This window comes from Clostridium acetobutylicum ATCC 824 (assembly GCF_000008765.1).
Classification (GTDB): Bacteria; Bacillota; Clostridia; order Clostridiales; family Clostridiaceae; genus Clostridium_S; species Clostridium_S acetobutylicum.
The window spans coordinates 2,216,622-2,231,692 of sequence record NC_003030.1 but is presented as its reverse complement, the minus strand read 5'-3'; the positions used below and the strand labels follow the sequence as shown (position 1 = coordinate 2,231,692).

Annotated in this window: 11 protein-coding genes; 9 read left to right on the top strand and 2 right to left on the bottom strand. The window is 30.8% G+C overall.

Annotated elements, in window-relative coordinates; all coding sequences use genetic code 11:
- Nucleotides 1–64: 64 nt before the first annotated feature.
- Nucleotides 65–2,602 carry a calcium-translocating P-type ATPase, PMCA-type gene (locus tag CA_RS11005; RefSeq protein ID WP_010965436.1) on the top strand — a complete coding sequence of 846 codons (2,538 nt, stop codon included), beginning with the start codon at nt 65–67 and terminating at the stop codon, nt 2,600–2,602.
- A gap of 45 nt (nt 2,603–2,647) precedes the next feature.
- On the opposite strand, the gene CA_RS11000 is transcribed toward CA_RS11005, so the two are convergent.
- Nucleotides 2,648–3,067: a hypothetical protein gene (locus tag CA_RS11000; protein ID WP_010965435.1), complete on the bottom strand. Its 420-nt coding sequence runs from the start codon at nt 3,065–3,067 to the stop codon at nt 2,648–2,650.
- Nucleotides 3,068–3,224: 157 nt separating this feature from the next.
- Here CA_RS11000 and CA_RS10995 point away from each other — a divergent pair, with 157 nt between their 5' ends.
- Nucleotides 3,225–5,510, top strand: coding sequence for an AAA family ATPase (locus CA_RS10995; protein WP_010965434.1), 2,286 nt, complete (start codon nt 3,225–3,227; stop codon nt 5,508–5,510).
- A 70-nt stretch (nt 5,511–5,580) separates the two neighbouring features.
- Here the strand turns inward: CA_RS10995 and ychF are convergent, their stop codons facing one another.
- Entirely contained in the window at nt 5,581–6,678 is a 1,098-nt protein-coding gene (ychF, locus tag CA_RS10990; RefSeq protein ID WP_010965433.1) for a redox-regulated ATPase YchF, read from the bottom strand.
- 210 nt (nt 6,679–6,888) lie between these two features.
- On the opposite strand from ychF, the gene mraZ reads away from it, so the two are divergent.
- From mraZ to mraY, 7 genes are all read left to right on the top strand, one after another.
- Entirely contained in the window at nt 6,889–7,317 is a 429-nt protein-coding gene (gene mraZ / locus CA_RS10985; protein ID WP_010965432.1) for a division/cell wall cluster transcriptional repressor MraZ, read from the top strand.
- A gap of 14 nt (nt 7,318–7,331) precedes the next feature.
- A complete protein-coding gene (rsmH, locus tag CA_RS10980) occupies nt 7,332–8,270 on the top strand; it encodes a 16S rRNA (cytosine(1402)-N(4))-methyltransferase RsmH (RefSeq protein ID WP_010965431.1) in 939 nt (312 codons plus the stop codon).
- Nucleotides 8,271–8,298: 28 nt separating this feature from the next.
- Nucleotides 8,299–8,802 (top strand): hypothetical protein, encoded by a 504-nt coding sequence (locus tag CA_RS10975; RefSeq protein ID WP_010965430.1) that lies wholly within the window; start codon nt 8,299–8,301, stop codon nt 8,800–8,802.
- A gap of 11 nt (nt 8,803–8,813) precedes the next feature.
- On the top strand, nt 8,814–11,003 hold the full coding sequence (locus CA_RS10970) for a stage V sporulation protein D (protein ID WP_010965429.1): 2,190 nt from the start codon (nt 8,814–8,816) through the stop codon (nt 11,001–11,003).
- A gap of 279 nt (nt 11,004–11,282) precedes the next feature.
- Nucleotides 11,283–12,731 carry a UDP-N-acetylmuramoyl-L-alanyl-D-glutamate--2,6-diaminopimelate ligase gene (locus tag CA_RS10965; RefSeq protein ID WP_010965428.1) on the top strand — a complete coding sequence of 483 codons (1,449 nt, stop codon included), beginning with the start codon at nt 11,283–11,285 and terminating at the stop codon, nt 12,729–12,731.
- Nucleotides 12,732–14,099, top strand: coding sequence for a UDP-N-acetylmuramoyl-tripeptide--D-alanyl-D-alanine ligase (locus tag CA_RS10960; protein WP_014518957.1), 1,368 nt, complete (start codon nt 12,732–12,734; stop codon nt 14,097–14,099).
- Between the two features lies 1 nt (nt 14,100).
- Nucleotides 14,101–15,054: a phospho-N-acetylmuramoyl-pentapeptide-transferase gene (gene mraY / locus CA_RS10955; RefSeq protein WP_010965426.1), complete on the top strand. Its 954-nt coding sequence runs from the start codon at nt 14,101–14,103 to the stop codon at nt 15,052–15,054.
- Nucleotides 15,055–15,071 lie beyond the last annotated feature (17 nt).

Genomic DNA, 15,071 nt, shown 5'->3' with positions numbered 1-15,071 from the left:
ATAAGCATAAAGTGTAAGAGTAAGTAGTATATAAAATATATAGTTTACAATGTGGGGTGATAAATTGATTAATGAAAATAGGGCAGCAAGCGGTTTGTCAGAAGAGGAGGCTAAAAGATTACGAAAAAAATATGGCTATAATACAATACAAAAAAAGAAGAATATTTCAATGATAAAGATATTCTTATCACAGTTTAACGATGTTATGATATGGGTACTTATAGCCGCAACTATTATTTCAGGACTTATGGGAGAAAAGGCAGATGCGTTAACCATAATTGTAATTATAATAATGAATGCAATTATTGGATTTGTGCAAGAGTTTAAAACAGAAAAATCATTAGAGGCGCTAAAAAAACTTACAGCACCAACAACAAAAGTAATAAGAAATGGAAGCATAAGAATAATGGATGCAGCTAATTTAGTTCCAGGAGATTTAGTTGTTTTGGATACAGGAGATAGAATTCCTGCTGATTGTATATTAATTGATGGGACAAACATGATGGTGGACGAATCGCTACTTACTGGGGAATCTATTGGAGTATCTAAGAATAATAAGGATAGCAACTTGTATATGGGAACTACAGTACTTACAGGAAGGTGTCAGGCAAGAGTAATTAAAATAGGAATGACAACGGAGATGGGCAAGATTGCAAATATGCTTGATAACATAGATCAAGAAAAGACACCGCTTAAAGAGAAGTTAGCATCTTTAGGTAAAATATTAGTTATACTGTGTATAGTAATATGTGTGGTTGTTACAGTGCTTGGAATAATAAGAGGTGAGGATAAATATGAAATGTTCCTCTTAGGAGTAAGTTTAGCAGTTGCAGCAATTCCAGAAGGACTTCCAGCTATAGTAACTGTAGCATTAGCCATTGGTGTTTCTAGAATGCTTAAAAGAAATGCACTTGTAAGAAAACTTCCCGCAGTTGAGACGCTGGGATGTACATCTATAATATGTAGTGATAAGACAGGTACTTTAACTCAAAATAAGATGACAGTAAAAGCTATGTATTTTAATAATCAGATTTATGAAAAAGAACTATATTCAGAAGAAAGATTTGAACTTCTTAAGAGAACTTTCATATACTGTAATGATTGTGATTACAATTTTAAAGAAAAAGGTATTGATAAGTGTCTTTTTGGAGATCCAACAGAAACGGCATTAATAAGAGCATTTTTTAAAGATACTGGAAAACTAAAGAAGTTTATTTCAGAGGAAAAGAGGATAAGAGAGGAACCTTTTGATTCTAAGACTAAAATGATGACTGTAATAAGCAAAGGTGCAAATGGAACAAGTTTATACTTAAAAGGTGCTCCAGAGAGGGTAATAGAAAAGTGTAAGTATATATATATAAACAATAAGGTGGAATTATTTACTTCAACATATAAATCCAAAGTGAATTCGGTACTTGAAAGTATGTCAAGGAAAGCATTAAGATGCATTGCTTGTGCATACAAAAAGGAGAACATAAATAAAGATGGAGACATGATTTTTTTAGGAATTGCAGGAATGATTGATCCACCAAGATTAGAAGTTAAGGATGCTGTTCTTAAATGTAGAGTTGCAGGCATAACTCCAGTTATGATAACAGGAGATCATAAAAATACAGCATTTGCTATAGCAAAGGAATTGAATATATGTTCAGATGTATCTGAAGTTATAAGTGGTGAAGAGCTTGATAAGTTAAGCGAAAAGGATTTATATAAAAAAACAGACAAAATAAGAGTTTTTGCAAGAGTAAGTCCAGAACATAAACTTAAAATTGTAAGGGCATTTAAAAAGAAGAATAAAGTTGTTGCAATGACAGGTGATGGAGTAAATGACGCACCAGCAATAAAAGAAGCAGATATAGGGATATCAATGGGAGTATCAGGTACAGATGTAACAAAAGAGGCCTCTTCAATGATACTTTTGGATGACAACTTTGCTACAATTGTAGCAGCAGTAGAAGAGGGAAGAGTTATATATAATAATATTAGGAAATTTATAAGATATCTTTTGTCATGTAATTTAGGAGAGGTATTAACAATGTTCCTATCATCAGTATTTAATTTACAAACTCCTCTATTACCTATACAAATTTTGCTTATAAATTTGGCAACAGATGGTCTTCCAGCATTAGCGCTTGGAGTAGATCCACCAGATAAGGATATTATGGATGATAAGCCTAGAGACAGAAAGGAAGGAATCTTTTCCAGAGGACTTAGTGAAAAAATTATTATAAGAGGATGTCTTATAGGAGTTTGTACAATTTTATCATTTTTGGTAGGCCTATACATGGGATTTGGATTAAAGACAAGTAGAACAATGGCGTTAGGTACATTAATCATGTCCCAATTAGTACACGTTTTTGAATGTAGATCTGAAAAGCACTCCCTATTTGAAATAAAATTATTTACTAATATATACCTTCTAGGAGCAGTCAGTATTTCTGTAATAATGCTTGTATGTGTTGTTTATATCCCATTTATGGAAGTGCTTTTTCATACTTCTGCATTAAGTATTACTCAATGGATTATAGTACTATTTTTCTCAAGCTTTATAGCATTGATAAACAGTCTATATTTGTATCATAATAAAAGCAAAAATATATAAATAAAAAACACTTAAGCTTTTGTTTATTTAGCTTAAGTGTTGATTTTATTTTATTCTTTGAATTTTTTTAGCAGTTTTTACTCCACCATCATCGACAGGCACTAAGTCGCATTTTGTACTTAAGTTTCTTATGTTCATAATTGAAACAGCCTCACCAGATTTTTTTGACTTTTTAGCATTTTTATCAGGTTTTAAGCCTTGAATAATTACTAGATTACCTTGAGATATGTTCATAAAATCAGGTTTTTTAAAAAATCGATTTCTTTTGTATACACATTTTACTACTGCTTTACTTCTATCTGGCTTTATAATAATTGTTGCAATCAATTTATTGAAAATCCATAAAATACTTTTTCTTTCAACTTTGACTGAAAGTACATTTCCCTGAATGTTGGTAAGTCTATCACCATATTTTTTGAAGAAATTTTTTGTATAAGATTCTGAAATTTTATCTTTAAAACTCATATTAATAACTCCTTTATGTTGGTTTTAAAAGTACATATGTTATTCTCGTTTATTATAGCATAGGTTGAAATATTTGTGAATGTAAATCTTAAGCTTACCAAAAAAATGTTCCTAAAATGGTTTTATAAGAATATTAATATAGGGGAGGGATTGTGGAATGGTTAAAAAGTTGACTCCTGAAGATGTTATTTACAATATTAGTCCCAGAGATAAGAGAGCAGATAAAAACAATATTTATGATAAAATGTATGTTGATATAAAGAATGGAATTGATATAAAGGATAGGGGATACAATATATACGTAGTAGATGATTTTAGCACTGATATGCTAAAGGATATAAAAAGTTATGTTAATTATCTTTTAAGTAGAAAAAGCAGTCCTAAGGATATATGTTATGTTACAGGAAAAGATAGAGATATACCTCAAAGTATAATTATAAATAATGGTTTTGGAAAAAAGCTTTATGACTGTATTGAAGAAATAAAAAAAATATATAGGGACATAATATATAAATTTTATAATGCATTAGATATAGAAGAAAGGGATTTTATAATAGAAGATGCAAGAAATGAAAAAAAGGCTATAATAAACAAAATACTAAGTGAAGCAGAAGAAAAAGGTTTTGAATTAAAGCCTTCAGAGGCTGGCTTTAATTTTATACCACTAAAGGAAGGAAAACCAATTACAGAAGAAGAGTATGATGAGCTTCACGAATCGCAAAAAGAAGACATATTGAGCAAAATGAAGGAATTAAAAAGCAGTACTAAGATTGTATTTACAAAGCTAAAGGATATAGAGGAGAAAGAAATAAAGAGTTTAAAGGAATGTTTCAAAGATTATATAGAAAATGAGACAGAGGAAAAGAAATACTCGTATATGAATGAATTTGAAGGTGTTCCAGAAGCCGTGGTATACATTTATAAGGTGTTTGATGATATAAAAGAGGAAATTGTAAAAAATTATACTTCAAGCTATGAAAAAGACTCTGAAAAAATAATTGCAATACTTTTTAAGTACTGTGTTAATGTTATAGTAGATAATAGTACTAATAATAAACCACTTACCATTTACGAGGATGATCCTAAGCTATCTAATCTTTTAGGAAGCATTGAATATAAAAATCATGGTGGAAATTATGTTACGGATGTGAGTTTAATAAAAGCAGGCTCACTTTTAAAAGCAAATGAGGGCTGTGTAATAATTAGAATTAAAGATTTAATTGAAAAACCAATGGCTTACTATTACCTAAAAAAAGTACTTTTAAATGAGACAGTGAGACTTGACTATACAAAGGATCATCTTGAACTTATATCACTTAGAGGACTAAATCCGGAGCCTATAAAAGTGGATTTAAAGATCATACTAATTGGAGATTATGAAACCTATAACATTTTATATAACTTAGATGAGGATTTTAGGGAACTTTTTAAAATAAAGGCAGAATATAATCCAATAGTAAGCATAAATGACAATTCAATAAGATATGTAGAAAAAATAGTTAAGTCTTTTTTGAATTGTGAAAAAGGCAAAGAAATATCATCAGCTGCATTCAAAGAAATATGTAGACAGTTATCACGAAAAGCGGATAATAGAAATAAACTTTATATATCTCCTAAGGATATAAAGCAAATATTAATATTAACCTGCAATAATGCTAATAAAACTGATGATAAATATATAAATGATGAAAATGTAAGAGAAGTAGTTTGCAAAAGAGAAATCATAGAAGAAGAAATTATAAAAAATTATAAAGAAAAGAAGATACTCATGGATTTTTCAAAAAGTAAAGTAGGTCAAATAAATGCATTATCTGTTGTAAGCTTGGGCAATAAAGATGTAGGAAAGCCAATTAGATTAACCTGTACTTGTCATAAAGGAAGTGGAAATATAGTTGACATACAAAAAGAAAATTCTATGAGTGGAAATATTCATTCAAAATCAATAAGTATCTTAAAGGGACTTATGGGAGAAATATTTGGAGGATATGATAGAATACCTGTGGATTTTTATCTGTGTTTTGAGCAAGTATATGGAAAGCTTGAAGGGGATAGTGCTTCTGTAGCGGAAACTTTATGTATGATTTCCGCACTGACTAAAATACCTATAAAACAAAATATAGGAGTTACAGGATCTATAAATCAATTTGGTGAGATTCAGCCAGTAGGAGGAATAAAAGATAAGATAGAAGGTTTTTACAGAGTTTGCAATTCATATAATAGCAGAGACGGATATTCTGTTGCTATACCTGATAATAATAAGGATGATATTGTATTAAATTATGATGTTGAAAAGGCAGTTATTGAAGGAAATCTATTTGTATATACTATCGAGAATATTAAAGATGCCGTGAAAGTTTTAATGGATGAACAATGGGATGATGTAATTAAAAAAGCGTGGATAGAGATGAAAAAATATGATATCAAAAGAGAGAGAAGGCACTGAAAGAAGAGAAAATAAAAGACGGGAAATCTTTTTTTCGATTTTCCGTCTTCTTTTAATATGAGAACTTATATTACACATTAAATCTAAAGAATACTACATCGCCTTCTTGCATTATGTAGTCTTTTCCTTCGAGTCTATAAAGACCCTTTTCCTTTGCAGCAGCTTCGGAGCCACAGTTTATCAAGTCATCATAGGAAACTATTTCAGCTCTTATAAAGCCTCTCTCGATGTCTGTATGTATTTTTCCAGCAGCAGCAGGTGCTTTTGTTCCTTGATTTATAGTCCATGCTCTTACTTCTTCAGGACCAGCGGTTAAGAAGCTCATAAGTCCTAATAGCTTGTAACTTCTTTCTATTAATCTATTTAGACCAGAGTCTTCAAGTCCGTATTCAGAAAGCATTTCTTTTTGTTCTTCTTCTTCAAGTGAAGAAAGTTGTTCTTCAAGACCGGCACAAATAGGAATAACTTCAGAGTTTTCACGTTTTGCATAATCTTGAACAGATTTAACCATATCATTTTCTACATTACCGGATAGTATATCGTCTTCAGATACATTAGCAGCATATAGAATTGGTTTTGAAGTTAGGAGAAAAAGCCCCTTAACGAATTCAGCTTCGTCATCAGTGAATTCAAGAGTTCTTACAGATTTTCCATCTTCAAGATGTTTCTTTAATTTTTCTAATATAACAAGTTCATCTTTAGCTTTTTTATCACCGGAGCGAGCTGTTTTGGTAGTTTTTTCTATTCTTTTTTCAAGAACTTCAAGGTCTGAAAATATAAGCTCAAAATTTATGGTCTCAATATCACGTATAGGATCTATGCTTCCATCTACATGCACTATATTATCATCTTTAAAACATCTTACAACATGTACTATGGCTGCAGATTCTCTTATATGAGATAAAAATTTATTTCCAAGTCCTTCTCCTTTGCTTGCTCCTTTGACTAAACCTGCTATATCATAAAATTCTATACTTGTATGGACTTTCTTTTTAGAATTATACATCTTTTCAAGAACGTCAAGCCTCTTGTCAGGAACAGATACAACTCCTACATTAGGTTCTATAGTACAAAAAGGATAATTTGCAGATTCTGCTCCTGCTTTTGTTATGGCGTTAAATAAAGTACTCTTACCTACATTTGGTAAACCTACAATTCCCAATCTCATTTATGTGTACATCCCTTCTAAATTAAATTCATCTTATAAATTATACTCTAAGCAAGTTATTTATTCAAGAATGGAAGTTTTTCTAAAAAAGTTTAAGAACTTTAAAATTTTGACTTTATAAGAAGGAATTTTAACATTCATATAGAATTATATAAAAAGTGGTTTAAAGTGGTGTAAAGTGGTGCAAAAATACATAAGGGGGTAGAAAGTGTGTTTATAGGTGAATATAATCATGCCTTAGATACAAAAAATAGAATAATTATACCCTCTAAATTTAGGGAAGAGCTTGGAGATAATTTTATTTTAACTAAGGGTTTAGATGGATGTCTTTATGTATACCCTTTAGGAGAATGGAAGGTACTTGAGGAAAAGTTGAAAAAGTTACCTCTTACAAATCACAATGCAAGAGCTTTTGTTAGGTTTTTCTTTTCTGGAGCAAATGAAGTAAGCTTGGATAAACAGGGAAGAGTTCTTGTACCACAAAATTTAATAGAATATGCTTCAATTAATAAGGAAATCATAAGTATTGGAGTATCCACAAGAATAGAAATATGGAGTAAGGAAAAATGGGTAGAATACAATGAATCAAGTGTGGATATGAATGCGATAGCAGAAAAAATGAGTGAACTTGGGATATAAAAGGAGATTTTGTTATGGAATTTAATCATGTTCCTGTATTATTGGAAGAAACTATAGAAAATTTAAATATAAAAGAAGATGGAATTTATGTTGATTGTACGCTTGGTGGAGCTGGTCATTCCTCTGAGATTTTGAAAAGACTTTCAAGTAAAGGAAGGTTAATAGGAATAGATCAAGATAAAGATGCGCTTAAGGCAGCAAGCGAGCGACTTAAAGAGTATAAAAATTTGACTTTTGTACACGATAATTTTTCTAACATAAAAAATATATTAGAAGAACTTAAAATAGATAAAGTAGATGGAATTTTAGCAGATCTTGGAGTTTCATCCTATCAGCTGGATGAGCCAGAAAGAGGATTCAGCTATATGAATGACGCCCCACTTGATATGAGAATGAATAGGGATAGTGAATTTTCTGCATATGATGTTATAAATGGATATGATGAAGAAAAACTTTATTCAATAATAAAGAATTATGGAGAAGAAAAGTTTGCTAAAAGGATAGCTAAATTTATTGTGGAAAAGAGAAGTGAGGAAGCTATAAATACAACTTTTGAGCTTGTTGATATAATAAAGGCAGCAATTCCTGCAAAATTTAGAAGGCAGGGACCACATCCGGCAAAGAGAACATTTCAGGCCATAAGAATAGAAGTTAACCAAGAACTTGAAATTTTAAATAAAACAATAGAGGATTCGGTCGATAAATTAAAAAGTGAGGGAAGAATATGTATAATAACATTTCATTCTCTTGAGGATAGAATTGTTAAAAATAAATATAGAGAGCTTCAAGATCCATGTATGTGTCCTAAAGATATACCAATGTGTGTATGTGGAAAGAAACCTAAGATAAAGATTATTACAAGAAAACCGATAGAGGCTTCTAGTTACGAACTTGAATATAATCCTAGAAGTAGAAGTGCAAAACTCAGAGTGGCAGAAAAAATAAATTTGTAAGTTATAATATTGGAATGAGGTGAATAAATTGATAATAACGGATAAAAGATTTCAGATTAAAGGTAACAATGCGCTAGCACCTGAGGAAAATAACTTAGGTGTTGAAGAAAGGGTACTGGAGAGCTATAGAAGGAGAAGAAAGAAAGAAAAAGAATTAAAACGTATGAAAAAACACGTTCAGATGAAGAAGCAAGCTAGAATTATTTTTGGTATAGTTGCTGCTTTTGTACTGGGTTTTACTGTTTTATATAGATATTCTAAGATTTATTCACTTCAAAATAAGCTCGAAGCGGTTCAAAATCAATCCAGCAATATAGAAAATGAAAATGATGATTTGAAACTTAGGATTTTTAGAACCGAAGGCATTGACAATGTATCTAAAAAAGCAACAGGAGATTTACATATGGTTAATCCAGATAAAAATCATGCGGCATATACTGATTTGAAGAAGAAAAGCATTACTATAGATAAGGATACCGAGGATTCAAATAGTAAAGGTATTTTAGAGGTTATCGAAAGCAAGTTGTTTTAAGGAGGTATGGGTTGCCCAAAAGGATATTAGTTGATAAGGCTACTATTAGAAATAGAATTTTTATTGTATTTCTAATTTTAACTTGTGTAATCTTTTTACTATGCTACAAGCTTTTTAATGTAATGGTTGCAAGATCTTCTAGGTATAAGAAAATGGCACAAGAACAGTGGACAAGTGAAGTTAAGATTTCAGCTAAAAGAGGAAGAATATTAGATAGAAATGGCGAAGAACTAGCCATAAGTGGTAATGTTTATAGAGTTGATTTGGATTTAAATACTATAAAGAATTCTTTGGCTGAAAAGAAGATGAAAATGGACGAACTTGCAGATAGGCTTTCTAGTGCACTTGATATGGATAAAAAAGATGTCTCTAAACAGCTTAACAAAAAGTTTAAAGATGGAAGACCAATGGGATCTGCAATTTTAACAAGAAGAATAGATAAGGATAAGGCTAATAAAGTTTTAGCTATAAATGTAAAAGGAGTAATGGTTTCTCCTGATACAAAAAGATATTATCCAAACAGCGATTTCTTATCACAGGTTATTGGACATACTAACTCAGATGGAGATGGGCTTACAGGGGTTGAACTTAAATATAACAAATACCTTAAAGGTAAGCCAGGGGTTAGAAAGGCTGAGATAGATAAAAATAGTGCAAATTTACCTTACACAATATCTGAATATTCAAAACCGTTGGATGGCAGAGATGTTGTCCTTACTATAGATAAAAATATGCAGTATTTTGCTGAAAAGTACGCCCAAGAGGCTTTAGTTAATAATAAAGCAAAGGCTGTGTCAATACTTATAATGAATCCTAAAAATGGTGAAATACTTGCTATGGCTAACAAGCCTGATTATGATTTGAATGACCCTTGGGATAAAAGTAAAAGTTATGATGAACTTCAGAAAAGTTGGAGAAATAGAGTAGTAAGTGATGCTTTTGAGCCTGGATCTATATTTAAGGTTATAACTTCTAGTGCAGCTATGAGTTTAGGGATAGTTCATGAGAATGATAAATTTAACTGCGGGGGAAGTATTACTGTAGCTAAAAAAACTATCCACTGCTGGAAAAGAACAGGGCATGGAGAAGAAACTTTTGTAGATATTCTTAAAAATTCTTGTAATGTTGGTTTTGCTGAACTAGGAGAAAGGCTTGGAGCTAAAAATCTTAATGATTATATAAATAAATTTGGGTTTGGAAGAAAAACAGGTATAGATCTCCCAGGAGAAGCACGGGGAATAATTAGACCAACTAATAAAATAGGACCTGTGGATTTAGCTACAATAGCATTTGGACAATCTAATACTGTTTCAATGGTTCAATACATGCAGGCTTTTAATTCCGTAGCAAATGGAGGTTATTTAATAACACCACATGTAATGAGGGAAATAAGTCATGTAGAGAATAATAGACAGGTTGTAGATAAAGAGTATAGCGATTATAATAAGAAAAGGATTTTAGATGAAAGCATGACAGCCACCTTAAGAGGATATCTTGAAAAGGTAGTCTCAGAAGGTGGAGGTAAAAAAGCTTTTATAGATGGATATCATATCGGGGGAAAAACAGGTACAGCTCAAAAGCCAAATCCTAATGGAGGAGGATATGAGCACGGAAAGTATATAGCTTCATTTGTTGGAATGGCGCCTGCAAGTGATCCTAAAATTACAGTAATGGTCTCGATAGATGAGCCGGATCCATCAAATTATTATGCAGGTCAAATATCTGCGCCTGTAGGTCAGAAGGTTTTTAATGATATATTTAACTATCTAGGAATAAAGCCTGATACATCAAGTTCTGATGCTGCCAAGAGTATGCTAAAAGATGTAGTTATTCCGAATATACGTGGTATGAAAAAGGAAGATGCTATAAAAACGCTTAAAAATCTTAATATAGATGCGGATGTTGACGGTAATGGGGAATATGTAAGCAATACAACTCCTATTCCAGGCATAACAGTAAAAGAAGGAACAAAAGTTGTACTTTACACAGGAGACAGTCCTAATTATAATAATAATGATGTTATAGTTCCAAATTTAACTGGATATAGTAAAAAAGAAGCAGAAGAAACATTAAAAAGTCTTGGGCTTGATTTTAAAATTTCAGGAGATGGTGTTGTTGAATCGCAAAGTATTGATGCTGGTAAACAGGTCAATAAGGGTACGGTTTTAACACTTAAACTTGAAGAGAATATGAGCGAGTGATTAATTTTTCGTAAATGACCTTTGAAAGCTATTTGATTTATTGATAGCGTAGTTTTAAGCTAATTAACAACTTAATTTATGCAGCAAAATAACTTTAGAAGGTGACAAGTTTTGCTGTATAATTAAGTTTTATGTTTAGAGATTAGTAATAAGTCATTTATCTATATTTAATGTTTTAAGTGTATAGCTTAGTTGAAGAATTTTTAAAAAGGAATTTAATGCATTATAAAAGTCACAAGTGTAAACAGCAAAACTATGTACCTATTGAGGAGTGATTTTATGAAATTGAAAAAAATAATTGGTGATGTGAAATATGAACTTATATGTGGAGATTTGAACGTAGAAATTGATAATTTAAATTACGATTCGAGAAAAGTTAATGAAAAGGGATTATTTTTTTGTATTGAAGGATATACAAGTGATGGACATGATTTTATAGATAAGGCGGTAGAAAAAGGCGCTGATGTTATAGTATGTACTAAGGTTCCTAAAAAGCTTCCTAATTGTACTGTAGTTAAGGTTGAGGATGGAAGAAAGGCAATGGCTGTTATGGGGGCCAATTTTTATGATAATCCATCTCATAAGTTAAAGCTTATAGGCATTACTGGAACCAATGGTAAAACAACTTCTACATATATGATGAAATCTATGCTTGAAAGCTCGGGATATAAGGTTGGGCTTATAGGTACTATAGCAAACTACATAGGAGATAAAAAAATAGAAAGTCATAGAACAACTCCAGAATCATTAGAGCTTCAAAAATTATTTAGTGATATGGTACATGATAAAATAGATTATTGTGTTATGGAGGTGTCATCACATTCATTATATCTTGACAGAGTATACGGAATCGTCTTTGAAGAAGGTATATTTACAAATTTAACACAAGATCATTTGGATTTTCATAAAACCTTTGAAAATTATTATAAAGCAAAGATGATATTATTTAAAAACAGTAAAAGGTCTATAATAAATATTGATGATAAATATGGTGAAAGAGTTTTCAAAGATGCAGGTAATGATAAAATAACTTACGGTCTTACAGAAAAGGCTGATTTAAAGGCGGAAAATTTAAAAATGACATCAAGAGGAACAGAATTTGATTTGTGTTATAGGGGATTAAGAGAGCATGTGAAAATAAACATTCCGGGAAAGTATAATGTATATAATGCACTTGGAAGTGTAGCTGCATGCTTAAATGAAGGAATAAGTATAGAGAAGGTGAAAGATGGATTAAATAAACTTTCATCAGTTCCTGGAAGATGCGAAATAGTTACCCACAATACAAATTTGGATTTTGATGTGGTATTAGATTACGCGCACACACCTGATGGGCTTGAAAAGGTACTTAAAGCTTCAAGAGAATTCACAAAGGGAAGACTTATTTCTGTTTTTGGATGTGGAGGAGACAGAGATAAAACTAAAAGACCTATAATGGGTGAAATAGGCTCGAAGCTTAGTGATATTGCAGTAATAACTTCTGATAATCCTAGAAGTGAAAATCCAGAAGAAATAATAAAGGATATAGTTCAAGGTATTAAAACTGATAACTATGTAATAGTAGAGAATAGAAAAGAAGCAATAAAAAAAGCTATGCTTATGGCTAAAAAGGACGATGTTATAGTTTTGGCTGGTAAGGGCCATGAAAATTATCAAATACTAGGTGATAAAACTATTCATTTTGATGAAAAAGAAATAGTTTCAGAATTTATAAAGGAGCTGTTTTAAGTGGAGAATTTGACGTTTAATGAAATTGCAAAAGCTGTAAATGGAAAAGTTATTTTAAGAGGAAGTAAAGATGTATTCAATGATGTAAGTATAGATACAAGGAAGCTCTCAAAGGGTGCTATTTTTATTGCAATTAATGGCGAAAATTTTAATGGGAATAAGTTTATACATAATGCAGTTCAAAAAGGAGCAGCTCTTTGCATTGTAGATGAAATTCATTTTGAAAAAGATTCTTTTAAAGAAGATATATCTATTTTATTAGTTGAAGATACTAAAAAAGCACTTTTAGATTTAGCTGAATTTTATAGAAGTACTCTTAATATTAAGGTGGTTGCTATAACAGGTTCTACTGGAAAAACTTCTACAAAAGATATCACAGCATCTGTTCTTAGAAGTAAATTTAGAGTGTTTAAAACATCTGGAAATTTTAATAACGAAATAGGTCTTCCTCTCATGATATTCAAGCTTGATAAAAGTTATGAAGTTGCAGTATTGGAAATGGGTATGAATCATTTTAATGAAATACACAATATGGCAAAGGCTGCAAGACCAGATATAGCTCTTATAACTAATATAGGAATATCTCACATTGAGAATCTTAAGAGTAGAGAAAATATATTAAAGGCCAAACTGGAAATAACAGATTTCTTTACCAAGGATAATTTACTTATTGTAAATGGTGATAATGATTTGTTAAAAAAACATGAATTTAAGAGCATAAATGTTCTAAAGACGTCTTTAAATAAAGAAGGTAATTTAAATGCTGAAAATTTGTGTTTACATGAAGGAAATTCAGAATTTGAAGTTCAGGGTGAAAAACTTGTTTTAAATATGCCAGGGAAACATAATATTGAAAATGCTATGCTGTCTATTGCAGCAGCTTTAAAACTTGGTTTGACTTTTGAAGAAATTAGAAAAGGTCTAAAAGATTTAGAACTTACAGCTATGAGGCTTGATATTGTAAATGGTGAAAATATAGTAATTGTAGATGATTCTTATAATGCAAGTCCTGATTCTATGATAGCGGCTATTGATGTAACAAAGAATCTTAAGGGAAATAGAAGAATAGCAGTGCTTGGTACAATGAGAGAACTTGGAGAAAAGTCTTATGAATCTCATAAAGAAGTTGGAGCTTATGCAAAAGAAAATAATATAGATGAACTTTTAGTAGTTGGAGAGTTTAGTAAAGCTTATCTAGATGGATATAAAGATAAAGAAAACTTTAGTGAGTTTGAAACAAATGAAGAGCTTTTAAAATTTGTGAAAACAGATATACGAAAAGGAGATATATTCCTTATAAAAGCATCTAGGCTTATGAAATTTGAAAATATAGTTACAAAACTTAAAGAACTAGATAAGGAGATATAAAATGGGAGTTATCATTTATTCAGTACTAATTTCGTTTCTATTTTCAATACTTCAAGGACCATTATTTATTCCAATATTACACAAATTAAAGTTTGGTCAGCCAATACGTGAAGATGGTCCCAAAAATCATATGAAAAAAGCTGGAACTCCAACTATGGGGGGAATTATATTTATAACTACAGCTATTATAGCAATGATTATAATGAGAAAAAACCTTAATAGTAACGCTGTATTTGCATTTGTATGCTTTTTTTCATTTGCTATGATAGGACTTATAGATGATTCTCTTAAAATTCTTCATAAAAAGAATGAAGGACTTACTTCGAAGCAAAAGTTTCTTCTTCAAATTATAGTTTCTGCAGCTATTTCATATTATGCTTATATACGTTTTGGAAGTGATACTTTTATTCCTTTTCTAAAAATAACATGGACGCTTCCACCTATAGTTTATATGGCAGCTGTTGTGTTTTATTTTGTGGCAGTTACCAATGCTGTAAATCTTACAGATGGACTCGATGGACTTGCATCATCAGTGACAATATTAGTTGTAACTTTTTTCACAGTAGTAAGTTTTTCGTGGCATCAATATGAGCTATCAGTCTTTTGTGGAATTATTGTAGGTATACTTTTAGGTTTCCTAAAATACAATTCATATCCTGCACAAATTTTCATGGGCGATACTGGATCTATTGGTCTTGGGGGAGCAGTTGCAGCAATTGCTTTGGTATTGAAATTACCATTATTGGTTATAATTGTAGGTGGAATATATGTTATTGAAGTATTGTCTGATATAATTCAAGTAAGTTATTTTAAACTTACAGGAAAAAGAGTATTTAAAATGGCACCAATACACCATCATTTTGAAAAACTTGGATGGCATGAAACAAAAGTTGTTTCTGTATTTTCAATTGTGACAGTTATACTTTGCTTAATAGCTTTTCTATCTTTAATTTAGTATGATATTTGGGAGGT

Excerpts from the sequence above, each read along its gene's own strand:
- CA_RS11000 (WP_010965435.1), bottom strand. The coding sequence starts at position 3,067 with ATGAGTTTTAAAGATAAAATTTCAGAATCTTATACAAAAAATTTCTTC.
- CA_RS10995 (WP_010965434.1), top strand. The coding sequence starts at position 3,225 with ATGGTTAAAAAGTTGACTCCTGAAGATGTTATTTACAATATTAGTCCC.
- ychF (WP_010965433.1), bottom strand. The coding sequence starts at position 6,678 with ATGAGATTGGGAATTGTAGGTTTACCAAATGTAGGTAAGAGTACTTTA.
- rsmH (WP_010965431.1), top strand. The coding sequence starts at position 7,332 with ATGGAATTTAATCATGTTCCTGTATTATTGGAAGAAACTATAGAAAAT.
- CA_RS10965 (WP_010965428.1), top strand. The coding sequence starts at position 11,283 with ATGAAATTGAAAAAAATAATTGGTGATGTGAAATATGAACTTATATGT.
- mraY (WP_010965426.1), top strand. The coding sequence starts at position 14,101 with ATGGGAGTTATCATTTATTCAGTACTAATTTCGTTTCTATTTTCAATA.